The 20,204-nt window shown below is 69.4% G+C and carries 20 protein-coding genes and 4 pseudogenes; 15 read left to right on the forward strand and 9 right to left on the reverse strand.

Annotated features, from left to right (window positions below; all coding sequences use genetic code 11):
- Positions 1-8: 8 nt before the first annotated feature.
- Positions 9-842 carry a M48 family metallopeptidase gene (locus HK415_RS18030; protein ID WP_171561635.1) on the reverse strand — a complete coding sequence of 278 codons (834 nt, stop codon included), beginning with the start codon at positions 840-842 and terminating at the stop codon, positions 9-11.
- A gap of 31 nt (positions 843-873) precedes the next feature.
- Between HK415_RS18030 and HK415_RS18035 the strand changes: the two genes are divergently transcribed.
- Complete coding sequence (locus HK415_RS18035; RefSeq protein ID WP_171561637.1) at positions 874-2,490, forward strand: AmpG family muropeptide MFS transporter; 1,617 nt, start codon at positions 874-876, stop codon at positions 2,488-2,490.
- On the opposite strand, the gene HK415_RS18040 is transcribed toward HK415_RS18035, so the two are convergent.
- A complete protein-coding gene (locus HK415_RS18040; RefSeq protein WP_171561640.1) occupies positions 2,473-3,900 on the reverse strand; it encodes a class I adenylate-forming enzyme family protein in 1,428 nt (475 codons plus the stop codon). The two genes, HK415_RS18035 and HK415_RS18040, sit on opposite strands and share 18 nt — an antisense overlap.
- Before the next feature lie 151 nt (positions 3,901-4,051).
- Between HK415_RS18040 and HK415_RS18045 the strand changes: the two genes are divergently transcribed.
- Complete coding sequence (locus HK415_RS18045; RefSeq protein WP_171561642.1) at positions 4,052-4,768, forward strand: response regulator; 717 nt, start codon at positions 4,052-4,054, stop codon at positions 4,766-4,768.
- A gap of 355 nt (positions 4,769-5,123) precedes the next feature.
- Positions 5,124-5,971: pseudogene (locus HK415_RS18050) on the forward strand (HAMP domain-containing sensor histidine kinase).
- Between the two features lie 250 nt (positions 5,972-6,221).
- Here the strand turns inward: HK415_RS18050 and arsC are convergent.
- A complete protein-coding gene (gene arsC / locus HK415_RS18055) occupies positions 6,222-6,653 on the reverse strand; it encodes an arsenate reductase (glutaredoxin) (protein ID WP_171561644.1) in 432 nt (143 codons plus the stop codon).
- Between the two features lie 56 nt (positions 6,654-6,709).
- Here arsC and HK415_RS25460 point away from each other — a divergent pair, with 56 nt between their 5' ends.
- Positions 6,710-6,874, forward strand: coding sequence for a hypothetical protein (locus HK415_RS25460; RefSeq protein ID WP_253261943.1), 165 nt, complete (start codon positions 6,710-6,712; stop codon positions 6,872-6,874).
- On the opposite strand, the gene HK415_RS25465 is transcribed toward HK415_RS25460, so the two are convergent.
- Complete coding sequence (locus HK415_RS25465) at positions 6,856-7,161, reverse strand: hypothetical protein (protein ID WP_253261944.1); 306 nt, start codon at positions 7,159-7,161, stop codon at positions 6,856-6,858. The genes HK415_RS25460 and HK415_RS25465 overlap by 19 nt on opposite strands.
- 137 nt (positions 7,162-7,298) lie before the next feature.
- Here HK415_RS25465 and HK415_RS25470 point away from each other — a divergent pair, with 137 nt between their 5' ends.
- Entirely contained in the window at positions 7,299-7,697 is a 399-nt protein-coding gene (locus HK415_RS25470) for a nitronate monooxygenase (RefSeq protein WP_309246743.1), read from the forward strand.
- Between the two features lie 57 nt (positions 7,698-7,754).
- Here the strand turns inward: HK415_RS25470 and waaF are convergent, their stop codons facing one another.
- The 5 genes from waaF to radA are packed head-to-tail and all read right to left on the reverse strand — an operon-like array spanning position 7,755 to position 11,771.
- On the reverse strand, positions 7,755-8,732 hold the full coding sequence (gene waaF / locus HK415_RS18065; RefSeq protein ID WP_171561647.1) for a lipopolysaccharide heptosyltransferase II: 978 nt from the start codon (positions 8,730-8,732) through the stop codon (positions 7,755-7,757).
- A 4-nt stretch (positions 8,733-8,736) separates the two neighbouring features.
- Positions 8,737-8,958, reverse strand: coding sequence for a zinc-finger domain-containing protein (locus tag HK415_RS18070; protein WP_171561649.1), 222 nt, complete (start codon positions 8,956-8,958; stop codon positions 8,737-8,739).
- Positions 8,959-8,963: 5 nt separating this feature from the next.
- A complete protein-coding gene (locus tag HK415_RS18075; RefSeq protein WP_171561652.1) occupies positions 8,964-9,899 on the reverse strand; it encodes a branched-chain amino acid transaminase in 936 nt (311 codons plus the stop codon).
- 40 nt (positions 9,900-9,939) lie between these two features.
- Positions 9,940-10,362, reverse strand: a complete 423-nt coding sequence (locus HK415_RS18080; RefSeq protein WP_171561654.1) for a glycerate kinase — start codon at positions 10,360-10,362, stop codon at positions 9,940-9,942.
- A 23-nt stretch (positions 10,363-10,385) separates the two neighbouring features.
- Positions 10,386-11,771, reverse strand: a complete 1,386-nt coding sequence (radA, locus tag HK415_RS18085; protein WP_171561656.1) for a DNA repair protein RadA — start codon at positions 11,769-11,771, stop codon at positions 10,386-10,388.
- A gap of 35 nt (positions 11,772-11,806) precedes the next feature.
- On the opposite strand from radA, the gene HK415_RS18090 reads away from it, so the two are divergent.
- From HK415_RS18090 to HK415_RS27230, 10 genes and pseudogenes are all read left to right on the forward strand, one after another.
- Positions 11,807-12,100, forward strand: a complete 294-nt coding sequence (locus tag HK415_RS18090) for a cupin domain-containing protein (RefSeq protein WP_309246744.1) — start codon at positions 11,807-11,809, stop codon at positions 12,098-12,100.
- 21 nt (positions 12,101-12,121) lie between these two features.
- Positions 12,122-13,780, forward strand: coding sequence for an FAD-dependent oxidoreductase (locus HK415_RS18095; RefSeq protein ID WP_171561661.1), 1,659 nt, complete (start codon positions 12,122-12,124; stop codon positions 13,778-13,780).
- Positions 13,781-13,862: 82 nt separating this feature from the next.
- Entirely contained in the window at positions 13,863-14,294 is a 432-nt protein-coding gene (gene hpaR / locus HK415_RS18100; RefSeq protein ID WP_171561662.1) for a homoprotocatechuate degradation operon regulator HpaR, read from the forward strand.
- On the forward strand, positions 14,291-14,914 hold the full coding sequence (locus HK415_RS18105; RefSeq protein ID WP_171561663.1) for a fumarylacetoacetate hydrolase family protein: 624 nt from the start codon (positions 14,291-14,293) through the stop codon (positions 14,912-14,914). Before hpaR ends, HK415_RS18105 begins: the two co-directional genes overlap by 4 nt.
- The gene (locus tag HK415_RS18110) at positions 14,911-15,663 is read left to right on the forward strand and encodes a fumarylacetoacetate hydrolase family protein (protein WP_171561664.1); all 753 of its coding nucleotides are present in this window, start codon (positions 14,911-14,913) and stop codon (positions 15,661-15,663) included. Before HK415_RS18105 ends, HK415_RS18110 begins: the two co-directional genes overlap by 4 nt.
- A gap of 1 nt (position 15,664) precedes the next feature.
- Positions 15,665-17,126 (forward strand): annotated as a pseudogene (hpaE, locus tag HK415_RS18115) (5-carboxymethyl-2-hydroxymuconate semialdehyde dehydrogenase).
- 83 nt (positions 17,127-17,209) lie between these two features.
- Positions 17,210-18,137: pseudogene (gene hpaD / locus HK415_RS18120) on the forward strand (3,4-dihydroxyphenylacetate 2,3-dioxygenase).
- 34 nt (positions 18,138-18,171) lie between these two features.
- A complete protein-coding gene (locus tag HK415_RS18125) occupies positions 18,172-18,576 on the forward strand; it encodes a 5-carboxymethyl-2-hydroxymuconate Delta-isomerase (RefSeq protein ID WP_171561665.1) in 405 nt (134 codons plus the stop codon).
- Entirely contained in the window at positions 18,573-19,388 is an 816-nt protein-coding gene (gene hpaH, locus HK415_RS18130) for a 2-oxo-hept-4-ene-1,7-dioate hydratase (protein WP_171561666.1), read from the forward strand. Before HK415_RS18125 ends, hpaH begins: the two co-directional genes overlap by 4 nt.
- Positions 19,385-20,198 (forward strand): annotated as a pseudogene (locus HK415_RS27230) (HpcH/HpaI aldolase family protein). Before hpaH ends, HK415_RS27230 begins: the two are co-directional and overlap by 4 nt.
- The last annotated feature ends 6 nt before the right edge of the window (positions 20,199-20,204 follow it).

Below are 20,204 nucleotides of genomic sequence, written 5' to 3' on the forward strand. Positions count from 1 at the left end.
CCGCGCGTTCACCGGCGCGCGATCGCCTGCCGGTAGAGGCCTTCCACGCGCGGGATGTTTTCCTGCAGCCGCCGCGTGCGGTCCACGCCCGAGGGGTGGGTGGACAGGAAGCTGCCGCTGCCGCTGCCGCCGTTGGCCTGCGCCATCTTTTCCCACAGCGTCACGGAGGCGCGCGGGTTGAAGCCGGCGCGGGCGCCGAGCTCCAGCCCGACCAGGTCGGCCTCGATTTCGTCGTCGCGGCTGAACTTCAGCGTCAGCAGCTGCGTGCCGATGTTGGCGGCGACGTCGCCCAGCTGCCCCAGCCCGAACAGCTGCGCGCCCAGCGACAACAATGCACCGGTGCCCTGGCTCTTGGCGATGCGTTCGCGCGCGTGTTCGCGCAGGGCGTGGGCCATCTCGTGCCCGACCACCATCGCGAGCTCGTCGTCGCTCAGCTGCAGCTTGTCGATCAGGCCGGTGAACACCGCGATCTTTCCGCCCGGCATGCAGAAGGCGTTGATCGACTGGCTGCCGATCAGGTTGACCTCCCAGCGCCAGGCCCGGGCGCGCTCGTTCCAGCGCGGCGCGTCGGCGATCAGGCGCGAGGAGATGGCGCGCAGCCGCTGGTACTGGGGATGGCTTTCAGGCGCCAGCGCGCGCTTGGCGCGGGCTTCCTGCAGCAGCTCGCCGTACTGCTGGGCGGCAGCCTGCTCGAGCTCGGTGGCGGGCACGAGGCTGCGCAGCCGCGAGTTCTCGCCCACGTTGACCTGGCCCAAGGCGGAACCAGCGGCGGTGGCGGCGCCGGCGAGCAGGAAAGCCCTCCGGCCCATCCACGGGGACTTGGCAGCACAGAGTTGGCACATGGGGAAATAATAAGGAAGAACCAAGGACAACATGTCAGACCCCACCGCCATCCCGGCTCAGATACCACCTGCGAAGCCCACGTGGGCCGAAACACTGCGCGTCTACACCGAGCCGGCGACGTTGCGGATGCTGTTCCTGGGATTCTCCGCCGGATTGCCGCTGCTGCTGGTGCTGGGCACCCTGAGTTTCCGCCTGCGCGAGGCGGGCGTCGACCGCACCACCATCGGCTTCCTGTCCTGGGTGGGCCTGGCCTACGGGGTGAAATGGATCTGGGCGCCGCTGGTCGACCGGCTGCGGCTGCCGCTGCTCACGCGCTGGTTCGGGCAGCGGCGCAGCTGGCTGCTGCTGTCGCAGGTGATGGTGATCGCCGGCCTGGTCGGCATGGCGACGGTCGATCCCAAGGCGGCGCTCGACCCCATCGTCTGGTTCGCGGTGATGGTCGCCTTTTCCTCGGCCACCCAGGACATCGCGCTGGACGCCTTCCGCATCGAGTCCGCCGGCACCGAGCGGCAGGGCGCGCTGGCCGCGGCCTACCAGACCGGCTACCGGCTGGCCATGATCTGGGCCGGCGCCGGCGTGCTGTGGATCGCCGCCCGCTCGGAGACCCTCACGGCCAACGTGTACGAACACGGCGCCTGGCGGACCGCCTACCTGGTGATGGCCGCGTCCATGCTGGTGGGCGTGGCGACCGTGCTGCTGTCGCGCGAGCCCAGGCCGCGCGACGCGCAGGCCGACCGCGACGAGCGCGCGGCGGTGGCGGCGACCTTCGCGCGCGACGGCCTGAACTTCGTCTGGCCGCAGGCGCTGATGTTCTTCGTGCTGATCGCGATGCTGATGTCGATGGTGCGCGCCTCCTTCGGCAACATGACCCTGCCCGAGTTCGGCCTCTACGCGCTGCTGGGCGTGGTGGCCGTGGCCGGCCTGCGCTACCGCTGGGGGGCCGCGCGGCCGCTGCACGTGAACATCCCGCCCGCCGCGGCGCCGGTGGCCGCCTGGCTGGAGGTGGTGATCGTCGAGCCCTTCGCCGATTTCTTCCGGCGCTATGGCTGGCACGCGGCGCTGATCCTGGCGCTGATCGCCGTCTACCGCATCAGCGACGTGGTGATGGGCATCATGGCCAACCCCTTCTACGTGGACATGGGCTACACCAAGGACGAAGTGGCGGCGGTGAGCAAGGTGTTCGGCGTGATCATGACGCTGGTCGGCGCCTTCCTCGGCGGCGTGCTGGCGCTGCGCATCGGCGTGATGCGCACGCTGATGCTGGGCGCGGTCCTCAGCGCGGCGAGCAACCTGCTGTTCGCCTGGCTGGCGGGCATAGGCCACGACCTGCGCATGCTGATCTTCGTGGTCTCGGCCGACAACCTGTCCAGCGGCATCGCCTCGGCGGCCTTCGTCGCCTACCTCTCCAGCCTGACCAACATCCAGTACTCGGCCACGCAGTACGCACTGTTCAGCTCGCTGATGCTGCTGCTGCCCAAATGGATCGCCGGCTTCTCCGGCAAGTACGTGGACGCCTTCGGCTACGGCAACTTCTTCGTCAGCACCGCGATCCTGGGCGTGCCGGTGCTGGTGCTGGTGTGGCTGGCCACGCGCAACCTGGCGACCACGCCGGCCGAGCGTCCCAAGGTGCTAGCCGACGACGATTGAGGCGGCCGCCTGCTGCGCCAGCACGCCGCGCTGCACCTTGCCCAAGGCCGTCTTGGGCAGCTGCGGCAGGAAGAACCAGCGGCGCGGGATCTTGAAGCGGGCCAGCCGCTGGTGCAGGTGGCTGCGCAAGTCGTCCTCGCTCGCCGAGGCGCCGGCCACCAGCACCACCGCCACGGCGGCCAGCTCGCCCCAGTTCGCATCCGGCAGGGCGAAGGCGGCGCACTCGGCGACGGCGGGGTGCAGGGCCAGTGCGTGCTCGATTTCCGCCGGGTGGATGTTCTCTCCGCCCGAGATGATCAGGTCCTTGGCGCGGCCCACGATCCGCCAGCTGCCGTCGCCCGCCTGCTGCGCGAGGTCGCCGGTGGCGAACCAGCCGTCGGCATCGCAGGCCGGCAGGTCGGGCCAGTAGCGCTGCACGATGTTCGGTCCGCGCAGCAGCAGCTCGGCGGCATCGCCGTGCGGCGACCCCGGCTTCGCCTCCACGCCGGGCGCCGGCCAGCCGCAGGAGCCGACGTGGTCCATGGCGTGCTGCGGCGGCAAGGCGATCGAGAAGGGCCCGGTCTCGGTCGCGCCGTAGACGTTGCACACCGGCACGCCGCGCGCATGGAAGGCCTCCACCAACGGGGCCGGCAGCAGGCTGGAGCCGGCCCACACCGCGCGCAGGCCCGACAGGTCGCTGGCCGCCCATTGCGGGTGCTCCAGCAGCGCCTTCATGGTGGCGGGCACCTGCAGCGTGAGCGTCGGCCGCTCGGCCGCGATGCAGGCCAGCGCCTCCCCGGCATGGAAGCGCGGATGCAGGATCACGCGCGCGCCGGCGTGCAGCGCCGGCAAGGTCTGGATGCACAGGCCGCCGACGTGGAACATGGGCAGCACCGTGAGGACGGTGTCGCCGGCGCCCATCTCCTGCACCTCGGCGGCGATCCGCATGTTGGCCAGCAGGTTGGCCTGGGTGTGCACCGCCGCCTTGGGCCCGCCGCTGGTGCCCGAGGTGTAGACCAGCAAGGCGGGCGCGTCCGGGCTGGCATGGTCGGGCGCAGGCGGCAGGTCGGCCCGCTCCAATGCCGCCAGCGGATGCACCGCAAGGCCGCTGGCCTGCCCGAGATCCTGCGCGGCCTGGGCCCAGTCGGCGTCGTGCACCAGGTGGGCAGGCGTGCAGTCGGCGACCAGCCGCTGCCACTCGGCGAAGGCCAGCCGGAAGTTCAGGGGCAGCAGCACCGCGCCTATGCGCGCCAGCCCGAACAGCAGCGTGACCTGGGCCGGATGGTTGGCGCCCAGCCAGGCCACCCGGTCCCCGGGACGCACGCCCCAGGCATGCCAGGCGACTGCGGCGGCGCGGTCCGCCGCCTGTCGCAGATCGCCCGTAGCTGCGCCAGCTTCCGTCGAACTGCAGCGCCGGCGCGCCTGCGGCATGGATGGGCCAGACCTCGGCCAGGGTGGCCGGATGGGGCTTGGAGAGGTCCATTTACCTAACTTTACGGGTCCTTCGTCCCACCGCGATGCGCACGCCCGACCATGCTTTACAAAGGTCCCACGGTGGTGGCCTCAACAGTAACATCACGCAATGCAGCAGCAACTCCTGATGATCGAAGACGACACCCGCCTCGCGCAGATGGTGGGCGAGTACCTCGAACGTTCCGGCTTCGGCGTGGTCCACGCCCCCGACGCGAAGGCGGGCTTGCACCTGCTGGAGGAGCCTCCGTCCGGCTCCACGCCCGACCTGGTGGTGCTCGACCTGATGCTGCCGGACATCGACGGCCTCGAAGTCTGCCGGCGCGTGCGCGCCCTGCCCGGCGAAACCGGCAAGGTGCCGGTGCTGATGCTCACGGCCAAGGGCGACCCCATGGACCGCATCGTCGGCCTGGAGCTCGGCGCCGACGACTACCTGCCCAAGCCCTTCGAGCCGCGCGAGCTGCTGGCGCGCATCCGCGCCATCCTGCGCCGCCGCAGCGACGGCACGCCGCCGCCGGCCAAGACCATGCGCTTCGGCTCGCTCGAGATCGACCGCGACGCCCGCACCGTCAACGTGGCGGGCAAGGCCGCGGAACTGACCTCCTACCAGTTCGACCTGCTGGTCGTGCTGGCGGAGCGGGCCGGCCGGGTGCTGACGCGCGACCAGATCATGGAAGCGGTGCGCGGCCGCGAGCTGGAAGCCTTCGACCGCTCGATCGACGTGCACATGGGCCGCATCCGCGCCGCCATCGAAGCCGACGCCAAGAACCCGAAGCGCATCCTCACGGTGCGCGGCGTGGGCTACGTGTTCGCCAAGCAGCAGGACTGAACGCAAAGACTGCTGCCGGATGACCGCCTGGAACGCGAGCTGGCGCTTCCCGCTCTACCTTCGCATCTGGATCGCCGTGATCGTCGCGGTGGGCCTGCTCACGGTCGCCTTCGGCTGGCTCTGGCGGCTGAACACCGAACAGCAGCCGATGCGCGAGATCGTCGTGCGCAACGAGAAGGACGAGATCATCGGCCAGAGCCGGGTGCGCCCCAACCGGGTGCCCGGCCAGGGCGTCGAGTTCGACGTGGCCATGAAGGATGGCAGCACCATCACGGTGCAGCTGCCGCCGCGCGCGCGCGGCCCGGGTGACAACTTCCGGCCCTGGGTGCCGCGCAGCTCGCAGGCCTTCCTCTGGATGCTGGGCATCGTGGCGGTGGCGGTGGCGCTGGGCAGCTATCCCATCGTCCGGCGCCTGACGACCCGGCTGGAGGACCTGCGGCGCGGCGTCGAGCGCTGGGGCGAAGGCGACCTGAGCGTGCGCGTGGCCGAGAAAGGCAGCGACGAGGTCGCTTTCCTGGCGCGCCGCTTCAACCACGCGGCGGAGCGGGTGGAAAGCCTGCTCAAGGCCAACAAGTCCCTGCTGGCCAATGCCTCGCACGAGCTGCGCTCGCCGCTGGCGCGCATCCGCATGGGCCTGGAGCTGATGGACCCGGAGCCCTCGCCGCGCACCCGCGACGAGATCACCCGCAACATTGCCGAGTTGGACCAGCTGATCGACGAGATCCTGCTGGCCAGCCGGCTCGATTCCCGCGAGACCGACTTGGGCACCATCGAAACGGTGGACCTGACGGGGCTGGCCGCCGAGGAAAGCGCGCGCGCCGGCGCGGAGCTGGAAGCGGCGGGCTCGCAGCAGACTTTGGTCGTACAGGGGGTCGCCAAACTGCTGCGCCGGGCGATCCGCAACCTGCTGGAAAACGCCCGTCGCTACAGCAACGGGCCGGTCTCGGTGCGGGTCGACCGGCGCGAGCAGTGGGCGGTGGTCCGTGTCTGCGACCAGGGCCCCGGGGTGCCGGAGTCGGAACGCGAGCGGATCTTCGAGCCCTTCTACCGGCTGCGCGGGGCGAGCGAGCGGGAGGGCGGGTCGGGCTGGGGCTGGCGCTGGTCCGCTCCATCGTCCAGAGGCACCATGGCAGGGCGTACTGCGAGGCCAACCCCGGTGGCGGGGCCTGCTTCGTCATCTGCCTTCCGTGTGAGCAAACGTAACCTGTAGTAATAAACTCTGCGTGTACTCGCTATCGCTGGGGAAAGTCACGAAGATGAATTCCTGACCCAGGCCTTGCGGCCGCCCCGGTCGCCCTCCCCGAAAGGAGGATGGACGCGGTCCCCAGGCTGGACAACACTTCATCCACTGTCACGCATCGCCGGACATACCGAATCCAGGAATTCAAGTCTCCCAACGACGTCCTTCCAAGGACTTGATACAGCCACCGCAAGGTGGCTGTTTTTTTGGGGTTCAGCGGGTCCGCCGCCGGTGGCCGTGGTCGACCACCTGCTCGCCGTCGGACTTGGTGAAGGGCGGCAACGGCCCCACCGGCAGGATCTCCAGCACTTCTTCCGAAGGCCTGCAGAGCTTGGTGCCCAGCGGGGTCACCACGATCGGGCGGTTCATGAGGATCGGGTGCAGGACGATGAAGTCCAGCAGCTGCTCGTCGCTCCACTTCGCGTTGGCCAGGTCCAGCTCCGCATAGGGCGTGCCCTTCTCGCGCAGGATCGCACGCACGGGCATGTCCATGGCGGCCAGCAGTTCGCGCAGGCGTGCCTTGGTGGGAGGCGTCTTCAGGTATTCGATCACTTCGGGCTCGAGGCCGGCATGGCGGATGAGCGCCAGCACGTTGCGCGAGGTGCCGCAGTCCGGGTTGTGGAAGATGGTGATGTCGCTGGCCATGGGCGCGCATCATGCCCGCATTGCGAGTGCGGTGCATGTCCCGGGAGAATGTGCGCATGGACACCTCGCTCGCCGATTCGCGCTTCTCCCGCCTGTTCGGGTTGGACTCTCCCATCTGCCTCGCACCCATGGCACTCGCCAGCGGCGGTGCGCTCACCGCGGCCTGTGCCCGCGCCGGCGCGCTGGGGCTGGTCGGCGGCGGCTACGGCGACCTCGCCTGACCCAGCGCGAGTACCGGCTGGCGCTGGAGCGCGGCCCGCGCGAGCGCATCGGCTGCGGCTTCATCACCTGGAAGCTGGACGAGGATCCCTCGGCGCTGGACTGGGTGCTGGAGCAGAAGCCGCGCGCCGTGATGCTGTCCTTCGGCGATCCGCGTCCCTATGCACGAAGGATCGCCGCCAGCGGCGCGGTGCTGGTGTGCCAGGTGCAGCGCATGGCGCAGGTGCCGCAGGCGCTGGAAGCCGGTGCGGCGGTGCTGGTGGCGCAGGGTGGCGAAGCGGGCGGTCACGGCATGAACGGGCTCAACAGCCGCGCCACCATCACTTTCGTGCCGGAACTGGCGGACTACCTGGCGGCGCATTCGCCGCACACGCTGCTGCTCGCGGCGGGGGCATTGCCGATGGCCGCACGCTGGCGGCCGCGCGCGTGCTCGGCGCCGACGGCGCGCTGGTCGGCTCGCGCCTGTGGGCCACGCGCGAAAGCCTCGCGCCCGAAGGCGCCAAGCAGCAGGCGCTGCAATGCGACGGCGACGGCACGGCCCGCAGCGCCGTGTTCGACATCCTGCGCCGCAAGAACTGGCCGGTGCCCTACGACTTCCGCGCGATCCGCAACGACCTGCACCGGCGCTGGGAGGACCACGTGGAAGCGCTGCGCCAAGCGCCGGACGAAGCGCGCGCGGAGTACGAGGCGGCGGTGAAGGCGGGCGATTTCAGCAAGGCGCACGCGACCATCGGCGAGGCGGTGGCGCTGGTGCGCGACCTGCCGGGGGCGGAGGAGTTGATCAACCGGATGACGGCCGACGCGCGGGCGATCCTGGGTTCGTAGGCTGGTGGTGAACGGAGTGAACCCCAGCGCTGGGGTTCGCTGGCGCTCACCGCCAGCCTACAGGAGCGCCTTCACTCGTTGCGGGCTCACATCCTTCAGGCACCGGAAATGACCCAGCGGACATTCCCGCTGGAAGCAAGGCGCGCAATCCAGCGGCGGCATGTACAGCGGATCCTGCTTCAGCCACACCACCTGCGCGCGCTCGCTCAGGGGCGGCGTGTGCAGCGGACTCGACGAGCCGAACAGCGCGACCTGCGGCACGCCGAAGGCGGCGGCCACGTGCATCAGGCCCGAGTCGTTGCTCACCACGTGGCCCGCACCGGCGATCAGCGCGAAGGCCTCCAGCAGCGAGGTCTGGCCCGCGAGGTTGCGGCAGCGCTCCGGGGCCTGCGCGCGGATCTCCTCGCACAGTCCGGCCTCCTTGGCCGATCCGAGCAGCACCACCGGGCGATCGAGCAGCGCCGCGAGCCCGCCGAAATGCGGCCAGCGCTTGGCCGGCCCGAACTCCGCGCCCGGCGCCATCACCACGTAGGCGCCGCGAGCGAGACCCTGCGCGCGCAGCACCTCGTCCACCTGCGCCGGCGGCAGCGTGAGCTGCGGCCGGTCCTGCTCCAGCCCGGACTCGCCGCTCAGCGCGGAATAGAAGGCCACCATCGGCGGCTTGTCCCCGGGATTCTTCAGGCGGTGCGTGAGCAGGCCCACGCGCGCCTCGCCGAGGTAGCCGACGCGGCGCGGGATGCTGGCCAGGAAAGGCAGCAGCGCGCTCTTGAGCGAATTGGGCAGGACGTAGGCGGTGTCGAAGCGCCCCTGCAGTTCCTTGCCCAGCGTGCGCCGGGCCTTGAATTGCAGGCCGCCGTGGCGGAAGGGGAACTCGATGACCTCGTCCACCTGCGGCATCGCGCGGTACACGGGCGCCACCCAGGGCAGCGCCCCGACGGTGAGCCGCTCGCCGCGCGCGCGCAGGCGGCGCAGCAGCGGCTCGGTCATGACCGCGTCACCGATCCATTGCGGCGCGATGACGAGGGAGCGGCTCAAGGCTTCAGTGGTGGCCGCCGACGTGCTCGCCTTCACGCAGCTTGTACACCGTGCCGCAGTAGGGGCACTTCGCCGCGCCGGTCTGCGCGATGTCCAGGTACACGCGCGGGTGCCCGTTCCACAGCTTCATGTCGGCCTTGGCACTGGGGCAGAAGATGCCGCCGTTGGCATTGAGGTCCTTGGCGACCAGCTCGATGACCGTTTCTTTTCTCGTCGGAGTGCTCATGGATGTCAGACGCGCGTGAGCCAGTGGGCGTACTTCGGGTTGCGTCCGTTGACGATGTCGAAGAAGGCGTTCTGGATCTTCTCGGTGACCGGGCCGCGGCGGCCGATGCCGATCTGCACGCGGTCCAGCTCGCGGATGGGCGTCACTTCGGCGGCGGTGCCGGTGAAGAAGGCCTCGTCGGCGATGTAGACCTCGTCGCGCGTGATGCGCTTCTGCACCAGCTCGATGCCGAGGTCCTTGCAGATGTGCATGACGGTGTTGCGCGTGATACCGTTCAGGGCGCCGGCCGAGAGGTCGGGCGTGTAGACCACGCCGTCCTTGATCACGAACACGTTCTCGCCCGCGCCTTCCGACACGAAGCCGGAGCTGTCCAGCAGCAGCGCCTCGTCGTAGCCGTCGTCCAGCGCTTCCATGTTGGCGAGGATGGAGTTGCTGTAGTTGCTGACCGCCTTGGCCTGCGTCATCGTGATGTTCACGTGGTGGCGCGTGTAGCTGGAGGTCTTGACGCGGATGCCGCGCTGCAGCCCTTCCTCGCCCAGGTAGGCGCCCCAGGCCCAGGCCGCCACCATCATGTGGATCTGGTTGCCCTTGGGGCTGACGCCCAGCTTCTGCGAACCGATCCAGGTGAGCGGCCGGATGTAGCAGGACTCGAGCTTGTTGGCCTTCACCACCTGCTTCTGCGCCTCGCTCACCTGCTCCTTGGAGAAGGGGATCGCCATGCGCAGGATCTTGGCGCTGTTGAACAGGCGGTCGGTGTGTTCCTGCAGGCGGAAGATCGCGGTGCCGTTGACGGTGTTGTAGGCACGGACACCCTCGAAGGCGCCGCAGCCGTAGTGCAGCGTGTGGGTGAGCACGTGGATCTTGGCGTCGCGCCAGTCGACCAGCTCCCCGTCCATCCAGATCTTGCCGTCACGGTCGGCCATCGAAGGTACTACGCTCATGGGGGTGTCCTTAGGGGTGGGATTCGCGGAACCCGCCATTTTACGGCCCGGGGGCGGCGGCCCCTTCCGCGGGCGCCGGCGGCCGGAACAGCGTCCACTTCACCAGCTTGCCCTGGGCGAATTCGCAGGTGACGTGGGAGGCGGAGCCGTCGGTCCAGCGGTACACCTCCGGCTGTTCGTCCTTGGGGCTCAGCTGCTCGCCGAGCGCCCTTGTCATGGCCACCACGTGCAGCAGGTTGACGCCGGGGCGCAGCTTGGCATTGAGCATCACGGCGCTGTCGCACCAGCCCACCGGCCGGTTGGCCGCGCGCTGCAGCACCTTCATCATGCGGGTGAAGTGCAGCAGCATCCACATCACGATGCCGCCGGCGGCCAATGCGACGCCCGGCCAGCCATAGGCGCGCCAAGCGATGGCGACGACCGCCACGCCCAGGATGGGCAACACGATCTTCTGGAAATTCATGGGGCGTGATTGTCGGGGATCGCTCAGGCCAGGCCGCGCACCACTTCCAGCGCCTCCTCGATGCGCTCCACCGGATGGATGGTGAGGCCTTCGAATTCGCGGGCGCTGGCCTTGCCGCCCCTGGGCGCGTTCGCTTTCGGCACGATGGCGACCGAGAAGCCGAGCTTGGCCGCTTCCCGCAGCCGTTCCTGCCCGCGCGGCGCCGGCCGCACCTCGCCGGCCAGGCCGACTTCGCCGAAGGCGAGGAAGCCCTTGGGCAGGGCGCGGCCGCGCAGCGAGGAAGCGATGGCCAGCATCACGGCCAGGTCCGCGGCCGGTTCGCTGATGCGCACGCCGCCCACCGCATTGACGAACACGTCCTGGTCCATGCAGGCCACGCCCGCATGGCGGTGCAGCACGGCCAGCAGCATGGCCAGCCGGTCGCGGTCGAGGCCGACGGAGAGCCGGCGCGGGCTGGGCCCGCCGCTGTCCACCAGCGCCTGGATCTCCACCAGCAGGGGCCGCGTGCCCTCCAGCGTCACCAGCACGCAGCTGCCCGGCACCGGTTCGCTGTGCTGCGACAGGAAGATCGCGCTCGGGTTGGCTACGCCCTTGAGGCCCTTCTCGGTCATCGCGAACACGCCGATCTCGTTGACCGCGCCGAAGCGGTTCTTGATCGCGCGCACCAGGCGGAAGCTGGAGTGGGTGTCGCCCTCGAAATACAGCACCGTGTCCACCATGTGTTCCAGCACGCGCGGCCCGGCCAGCGCGCCCTCCTTGGTGACGTGGCCGACCAGCACGATGGTGGTGCCGCCCGACTTGGCGGCGCGCGTGAGATGCGCGGCGCACTCGCGCACCTGCGCGACCGAACCCGGCGCCGAGGTGAGCTGGTCGGAGTAGACGGTCTGGATCGAGTCGATCACCGCCACCGCCGGCTGCTGCGCGGCGATCGTCGCCTGGATCTTCTCCAGCTGGATCTCCGCCAGCACCTTCACCTGCGAATTGTCCAGGCCGAGCCGGCGCGAGCGCAGCGCCACCTGCGCGCCGCTTTCCTCGCCGGTGACGTAGAGCGTGGGAACGCCGCCGCGCTGCAGGCCGTCGAGCGCCTGCAGCAGCAGCGTCGACTTGCCGATGCCGGGGTCGCCTCCGATCAGGATCACCCCGCCTTCGACGATGCCTCCGCCCAGCACGCGATCGAGTTCGTCGATCCCGGTGGGCGTGCGCGGAACTTCGGCCGCCTCGATGTCCGCCAGCACGGCCACTTCCGAAGGCGGCGCGAGCGAGGCGAAGCGGTTGCGCGTGGGCGCCGAAGGCTCCGCCACGCCTTCGATCAGCGTGTTCCATGCGCCGCAGTTCGGGCACTTGCCCTGCCACTTGGGCGTGCTGCCGCCGCACTCGGTGCAGGTGTAAACCGTCTTGTCCTTCGCCATGGCCCAAGTGTAGGTGCCGCGCGTATCATGAAGCCGTGACGTATCCCCTGCCCTTTTCGGAATTCGAGGCGGCCGAACGCGCGATCGGCTGCGACGAGGTGATCGCCCGCTCGTGGGAGCCGGACACCACGATAGCCACGCACAGCCACCCCTTCCGCGCCCGCGCGCTGGTGGTGCAGGGCGAGATGTGGCTGACGGTCGAAGGCGCCACGCAGCACCTGCGTCCCGGCGACCGTTTCGACCTGCCGGCGGGCAAGCCGCATGCCGAGCGCTATGGCCCGGAAGGCGCGACGTACTGGGTCGCGCGCAGCAACGCCAGGGCTTCCTGAACGCACGGCACGGGAGCAGGCATGGGCCGGAAGTTGCAGGCACAGGTGCTGGTCGTGGGTGCCGGTCCGGTCGGCATGACGCTGGCGATGGACCTGGCCCGGCGGGGCGTCGATGTGCTGGTCGCCGAGATCCGCCATCGCGGCGAACCGCCCAACGTGAAGTGCAACCACGTCTCGGCGCGCAGCATGGAGATCTTCCGGCGGCTGGGCATCGCGCAGGCGGTCCGCGACGCGGGACTGCCGGCCGACTACCCCAACGACGTCGCGTACCGCACCACCTTCACGGGCGAAGAGCTCTCGCGCATCCCGATCCCGGCGCGCCGTGACCGCTACACGGCGCGCGGCGGCCCGGACGCCTGGTGGCCGACGCCCGAGCCGCCGCACCGCATCAACCAGATCTACCTGGAGCCGGTGCTGTTCGCGCACGCGGAGGCGACGCCCGGCCTGCGCATCCTGAACCGCACGCGGATCGACGACTTCGTGCAGGACGCCGACGGGGTGACCGCCAGCGGCGTGAACCTGGACACCGGTGAGGAACTGGAAATCCGCTGCGACTACCTGGTCGGCTGCGACGGCGGCAAGTCCGGCGTGCGCAAGAAGATCGGCGCGAAGCTGTCGGGGACCGACGTCGTGGGGCGCGTGCAGTCCACCTGGTTCCGCGCGCCCGACCTGCTGCAACGCGCGAAGCATCCGCCCGCGTGGGCGACCTTCTCGCTCAACCCGCGCCGCAGCGGCAATGTCTACGCCATCGACGGGCGCGAGACCTTCCTGCTGCACAACTACCTGAAGGCCGGCGAGACCGAGTTCGATGCGGTGGACCGCGACTGGGCGATCCGCACCATCCTCGGCGTCGGCGCCGATTTCCGCTACGAGATCATCAGCAAGGAAGACTGGGTGGGCCGCCGGCTGGTGGCCGAGCGCTTCCGCGACCGGCGGGTGTTCATCTGCGGCGATGCCGCGCACCTGTGGATCCCGATGGCGGGCTACGGCATGAACGCCGGCATCGCCGATGCGATGGATCTCTCCTGGCTGCTCGCCGCGCGGCTGAAGGGCTGGGCCACGGAGGAAGCGCTGGCGGCGTACGAAGCGGAACGCCAGCCCATCACGGAGCAGGTGTCGCAGTTCGCGATGAACCATGCCCTCGCATTGCAGAAGGAACGCGAAGGCGTGCCGCCGGGGATCGAGGCGCCCGGCGCCGAGGGCGAAGCGGCGCGGGCCGCCGCCGGCCGGGCGCTGTACGACCTCAACGTCAAGCAGTACTGCTGCGGCGGGCTGAACTTCGGTTACTTCTACGACCGCTCCCCGCTGATCGCCTACGACGGCGAGGCCCATCCCGCCTATTCGATGGACCGGTTCGCGCCCTCCACCGTGCCCGGTTGCCGCACGCCGCACGTCTGGCTGGACGACGGCAGCTCGCTGTACGACGCGCTCGGCCCGGACTACACGCTGCTGCGCCTGGACCCCGAAGTCTCCACCGCGGCGCTGGAAGAAGCCGCGGCGCAGCGCGGCGTGCCGCTGCGCGTGCTCGACGTCGCGTCGCGCGAGGCCGCAGCGATCTACCGGCACAAGCTCGTGCTGTCCCGGCCGGACCAGCACGTGGCCTGGCGCGGCGACCGCATTCCCGCCGACCCGCTGGCGCTGGTCGACCGGATCCGCGGCGCGCTTTCTCCCTCCTGCTGAGATGCCTGCGGGACGCCCCGCTTGACGAACGCCGCCAATCATTTAACATGTTAAATAACAGCGACCCACCAGCCCATCAAGGATGAGTACCGCCTTCGCCCACCGCAACCTGCCGCGCCTGCTGCTGCAGGCGCGCGAGTCGCTGATGGTGCGCACGCGGCCCAGCCTGCGCGAACATGGCCTGTCGGACCAGCAATGGCGCGTGCTGCGCGTGCTGGGCGAGCATGGAACGGTGGAGACCGGGCGGGTGGCGCGCGAGGCCTACATCCTGGGGCCCAGCCTGACCGGCGTGCTCGCGCGCATGGAGCGCGATGGCCTGGTACGGCGCGAACGTGACCCGGCGGACCAGCGACGGACGGTGGTCGAGGCCACCGCCAAGGGTCTGAAGATGGTGGAGCGCCTGTCGCGCAGCGTCGAAGGCCACTACCAGTGGCTGGAGAAGTCGCTGGGACGGCAGAAACTGGCGCAGCTCTACGAGCTGCTGGACGAACTGATCGCACTGGAACAGTCATGAGCCTGATCAAGAGAGGCACGGTCTACGGCACGCTGATGAATTTCCGCGGCGAGCTGGAAGCCCTGGGAGACAAGGTCAACGAGCCGCCGTACAAGGGCGCGCCGCAGGCGCCCGTGCTGTACATCAAGCCCGCGAACACCTGGACGGAGAACGGCGGCAACATCGCCCTGCCCGCCGGCGTGGCGGAGGTGGAAATCGGCGCGACGGTCGCCATGGTCATGAAGTCGGCGCGCGAGATCGAGGGCTTCGTGCTGATGAACGACCTGTCCATCCCGCACGACAGCTTCTTCCGCCCGCCGGTGAAGTCCAAGTGCCTGGACGGCTTCCTGGCCATCGGCGACCGCATCCGCGCGCGCAACGAAGCGGGCGACCCGGCGGTGTTCAAGCTGGAAGTGCGCATCAATGGCGAGCTCAAGCAGACCGTGCGCTTCTCGCAGCTGGTGCGGCCCGCCGACAAGCTGCTGGCCGACGTCAGCGAGTTCATGACCCTGGGCGAAGGCGACATGCTGATGCTCGGTTGCGACGCCGGGCGGCCGCGCGCGAAGGTCGGCGACCGCATCCAGATCAGCATGCCCGCGCTCGGCACCCTGAGCAACACGCTGGTGGCGGAGGACGCATGAAGCACGCACGCGTGATCGTCGACGGCATGCTGCACAACGCCACCGAGCAGGACAGCCAGGTGGTGCTGGAGGACGGCCGCCGCCTGTGGCAGGACCAGGTCACCTGGCTGCCGCCGCTGGTGCCGGTGTACAAGCCGCGCACCATCCTCGCGCTGGGCCTGAACTACGCGGACCATGCCAAGGAGCTGGCGTTCAAGGCGCCCGAAGAGCCGCTGGCCTTCCTCAAGGGCGAGCGCGCTCTCAACGGCCACCGGCAGACGACCAAGCGGCCGGCCGGCGTGCAGTTCATGCACTACGAATGCGAGCTGGCCGTGGTGATCGGCCGGCAGGCGAAGAAGGTCGAGCGCGGCGACGCCTACGACTTCATCGCCGGCTACACGGTGGCCAACGACTACGCGATCCGCGACTACCTGGAGAACTGGTACCGCCCCAACCTGCGCGTGAAGAACCGCGACGGCGCGACGCCGCTGGGGCCGTGGCTCGTCGACACCAAGGACATTCCGGATCCGATGGCGCTGGCGCTCAAGACCACCGTCAACGGCAAGGTCACCCAGCAGGGGAGCACCAAGGACATGATCTTCGACGTGCCCTTCCTGGTGGAGTACTTCTCCTCCTTCATGACGCTCAACCCGGGCGACCTGATCCTCACCGGCACGCCGGACGGCGTGGTGGACTGCCAGCCGGGCGACGTGGTCGTCACCGAGATCGAGGGCATCGGCGCCCTCATGAACACCATCAGCAGTACCTGACATGCGCATCGACCACCTGATCGCCGGCAAGCGCGTTGCCGGCAGCGAGTACTTCACCACCGTGAACCCGGCCACGCAGGAAGTGCTGGCGGAAGTCGCCTCCGGCGGCGAGGCCGAGGTGCATGCCGCGGTCGCCGCCGCCAAGGAGGCGTTCCCGAAGTGGGCCGCGCTCGCCGCGCCCGAGCGCGCCAAGCTCGTTCGCAAGCTCGGCGACCTGATCGCGCAGCACGTGCCGGAGATCGCGCGCACCGAAACCGACGACACCGGCCAGGTGATCGCGCAGACCGGCAAGCAGCTGGTGCCGCGCGCGGCCGACAACTTCTACTACTTCGCCGAGATGTGCACGCGGGTGGACGGGCACACCTACCCGACGCCCACGCACCTGAACTACACGCTGTTCCACCCGGTGGGCGTCTGCGCCCTGATTTCCCCGTGGAACGTGCCTTTCATGACGGCGACATGGAAGGTCGCGCCCTGTCTGGCCTTCGGTAACACCGCGGTGCTGAAGATGAGCGAGCTCGCCCCTGACCGCCGCGCGCCTGGGCGAGCTGGCGCTGGCAGCCGGCATTCCCGCGGGCGTGCTGAACGTGGTGCACGGCTACGGCAAGCAGGCCGGCGAGCCGCTGGTGCGCCATCCGGACGTGCGCGCGATCTCGTTCACGGGGTCCACCGCGACCGGCAACCGCATCATCGTCAAGGAAGCGGGGCTGAAGAAGTTCAGCATGGAGCTTGGCGGCAAGTCGCCCTTCGTGGTGTTCGAGGACGCCAACCTGGAGCGCGCCCTCGATGCCGCCGTCTTCATGATCTTCTCCAACAACGGCGAGCGCTGCACGGCGGGCAGCCGCATCCTGGTGCAGAAGTCGATCTATTCGTCCTTCGTCGACAAGTTCGTGGCGCGGGCCAGGCGCATCGCGGTGGGCGACCCGCTGGACGAGAAGACCATCATCGGGCCGATGATCTCGCAGGGCCACCTGGCCAAGGTGCGCAGCTACATCGAGCTGGGCCAGAAGGAAGGCGCGACGCTGCTGTGCGGCGGCCTCGACCTGCCGCCGCTGCCGGACCGCGTGAAGAAGGGCAACTACGTGCTGCCGACGGTGTTCGCCGACGTGGACAACGGCATGCGCATCGCGCAGGACGAGATCTTCGGGCCGGTGGCCTGCCTGATTCCCTTCGAGGACGAAGCCGACGCGATCCGCATCGCCAACGAGATCCAGTACGGCCTGTCCTCGTATGTCTTCACCGAGAACGTCGGCCGCGCGCACCGGGTGGCGGCGGCGATCGAGGCCGGCATGTGCTTCGTCAACAGCCAGAACGTGCGCGACCTGCGCCAGCCCTTCGGCGGCACCAAGGCCTCGGGCACGGGCCGCGAAGGCGGCACCTGGAGTTACGAGGTGTTCCTGGAGCCGAAGAACATCGCGGTGTCGCTCGGCTCGCACCACATTCCGCACTGGGGGGCGGCGTGAAACGCCGCCACCAAGGGGTGTCATGGGCTCCCCCTCCCCGACCCTCCCCTCAAGGGGAGGGCCAAACAGCCGGAGCACACGCCATGGGTAAGCTCGCGCTAGCCGCCAAGATCACGCACGTCCCCTCGATCTACCTGAGCGAGCTGCCCGGCGCGCGCCAGGGGTCGCGGCAGGATGCGATCGACGGCCACAAGGAGATCGGGCGGCGCTGCCGCGAAGCCGGGTGTCGACACCATCGTGGTGTTCGACACGCACTGGCTGGTCAACGCCAACTACCACGTCAACTGCGGGCCGCACTTCCAGGGCCTGTACACCAGCAACGAGCTGCCGCACTTCATCAGCAACCTCGCCTACGAGTTCCCGGGCAACCCGGCGCTGGGCAAGCTGCTGGCCGAGGTCTGCAACGAGTTCGGCGTGGAGACGCTGGCGCACGACAAGACCACGCTGGCGCCGGAGTACGGGACCATCGTCCCGATGCGCTACATGAACACCGACCAGCACTTCAAGGTGATCTCGGTGTCGGCCCTGTGCCAGGCGCATTACCTGAACGACAGCGCGCGCCTGGGCTGGGCCATGCGCCGCGCGGTGGAGGACCACTACGACGGCACCGTCGCCTTCTTGGCCAGCGGCTCGCTGTCGCACCGCTTCGCGCAGAACGGCCTGGCGCCGGAGTTCGCCTTCAAGATCTGGAGCCCCTTCCTGGAAACGCTGGACCGCGAGGTGGTGCGCATGTGGCAGGCCGGCGAGTGGCAGCAGTTCTGCGGCATGCTGCCGGAGTACGCGGCCAAGGGCCATGGCGAAGGCTTCATGCACGACACCGCGATGCTGCTGGGCGCGCTCGGCTGGTCGGAGTACGCGGGCAAGGCCGAAGTGGTCACGCCCTACTTCGGCGCCTCGGGCACGGGGCAGATCAACGCGGTGTTCCCGGTCACCCCGGTGAAGGGCGATGCGATCCCGAGGGCACAGGCCTCGTCGGCCGAGGGCTACACCAACATCGGCCAGCGCCTGTAATTGGAATCTGACCCCAATTCGTGAATCCACCCTCATGCCGCACTGCGTGATCCTCTACACCCCCAACATCGAGCGGAAGACCGACGTGTCGGCGCTGTGCCGCACGCTGGCCGACGAGATGCTCACCATCCTCGACGAGGGCGGCAAGCAGGTGTTTCCCACCGGCGGCACGCGGGTGCTGGCGTATCCGGCCGCGCATTGCGCGGTGGCCGACGGCAAGGGGGATTACGCCTTCGTGTACCTGAACGTGCGCATGGCGGCGGGGCGCAGCGAGGCGGTGAAGAAGGATGCGGGCGACCGGCTGTTCGCCAAGGTCAAGGAACACTTCGCGCCGATCTTCGCGCAGGAGCTGATCGGCATCACGCTGCAGATCGACGAAAGCGCCGGCCAGGTCTACGACGGCAAGCACAGCACGCTGCATCCGCTGTTCAACAAATGATGGACGCACCAACCATCCAGCGGCTCGCCGCCGAACTCGACGCGAGCGAGAAGTCGCGCGTGCAGGTCGAGCATTTCTCCAAGCGCCATCCCGGCATGACCATCGCCGACGGCTACGCGATCTCGCGGGCCTGGGTGGCGATGAAGATCGCCGCCGGCCGCACGGTGCGCGGCCACAAGATCGGCCTGACCTCGCGCGCCATGCAGCAGTCCAGCCAGATCGACGAGCCCGACTACGGCACGCTGCTGGACGACATGTTCTTCGAGCCGGGCCTGATCCCCTTCGAGCGCTTCATCGCCCCGCGGGTGGAGGTGGAGCTCGCCTTCATCCTCAAGCGCCGCCTCGAAGGCGCGCAGGTGGGCGTCGAGGACGTGCTGGCAGCCACCGACCACGTCCAGCCGGCCATCGAGATCATCGACGCGCGTATCGAGCAGTTCGACCGCCTCACCAAGGCCCCGCGCAAGGTCTACGACACCATCAGCGACAACGCCGCCAACGCCGGCATCATCCTGGGCGGCCGCAAGGTGCAGCCGCGCGAGGTGGACCTGCCCTGGGTCGGCGCCATCCTGCGCCAGAATGGCGTGGTCGAGGAAACAGGGCTGGCCGCCGGCGTGCAGGGCCACCCGGCCGTGGGCATCGCCTGGCTGGCGCAGAAGCTGGCGCCCTGGGGCGAGTGCCTGGAGGCCGGCGAGGTCGTGCTGGCCGGCTCCTTCACGCGGCCGGCGCTCGCGCAACGCGGCGACGTGTTCGACGCCGACTATGGCGCGCTGGGCCGCTTCACCTTCGAATTCAGCCAAGGGGACAGAGCATGAAGACACCGGTCAACGCCTTCAAGAAGGCCATCGCCGAAAAGCGCACGCAGTACGGCCTGTGGGTCAGCCTGATGGGGCCGCTGAACACCGAGATCTGCGCGGCGGCCGGCTTCGACTGGATCCTGCTGGATGCGGAGCACACGCCCAACGACCCGATGAACGTGCTGCAGCAGGCGCAGGTGATCGCCGCCTACCCGGGCGTGCATGCGATCGCGCGCGTGCCCATGGGCCACGGCTACGTCGGCCAGGCGCTGATCAAGCAATACCTCGACGTGGGCGTGCAGACGCTGCTGGTGCCGATGGTCGAGACGGCCGAACAGGCGCGCGAGCTGGTGCGCTGCATGCGCTACCCGCCCGACGGCATCCGCGGCATGGCCGCCACCCGCGCGTCGGGCTGGGGCCGCAACGCGGGCTACGCCAAGGAAGCGAACCGCGAGGTCTGCCTGCTGGTGCAGGTGGAAAACGCAGGAGGGCGTTCGCAACATCGATGCGATCGCCGCCGTCGATGGCGTGGACGGCGTGTTCATCGGCCCCTCCGACCTGTCCGCCACCTTCGGCCACGTGGGCGACCCCTTCCACCCCGAGATGGAAAAGATGCACGTCGACCTGTTCGCGCGCATCCGGAAGGCCGGCAAGGCGATCGGCATCCTGACCCTGGACGAGTCCCGCGCGAAGAAGCACGTGGAGATGGGCGCGACCTTCATCGCCGTCGGCACCGACAGCAACCTGATGGTCACGGCGACCAACACCTTGCGCGCGAAGTTCATGGGTGGCCTGCCGGCCGCCGCCGGCCCCAAGGGCAACTACTGAGGATGC

This window comes from Ramlibacter montanisoli (assembly GCF_013087525.1).
Classification (GTDB): domain Bacteria; phylum Pseudomonadota; class Gammaproteobacteria; order Burkholderiales; family Burkholderiaceae_C; genus Ramlibacter; species Ramlibacter montanisoli.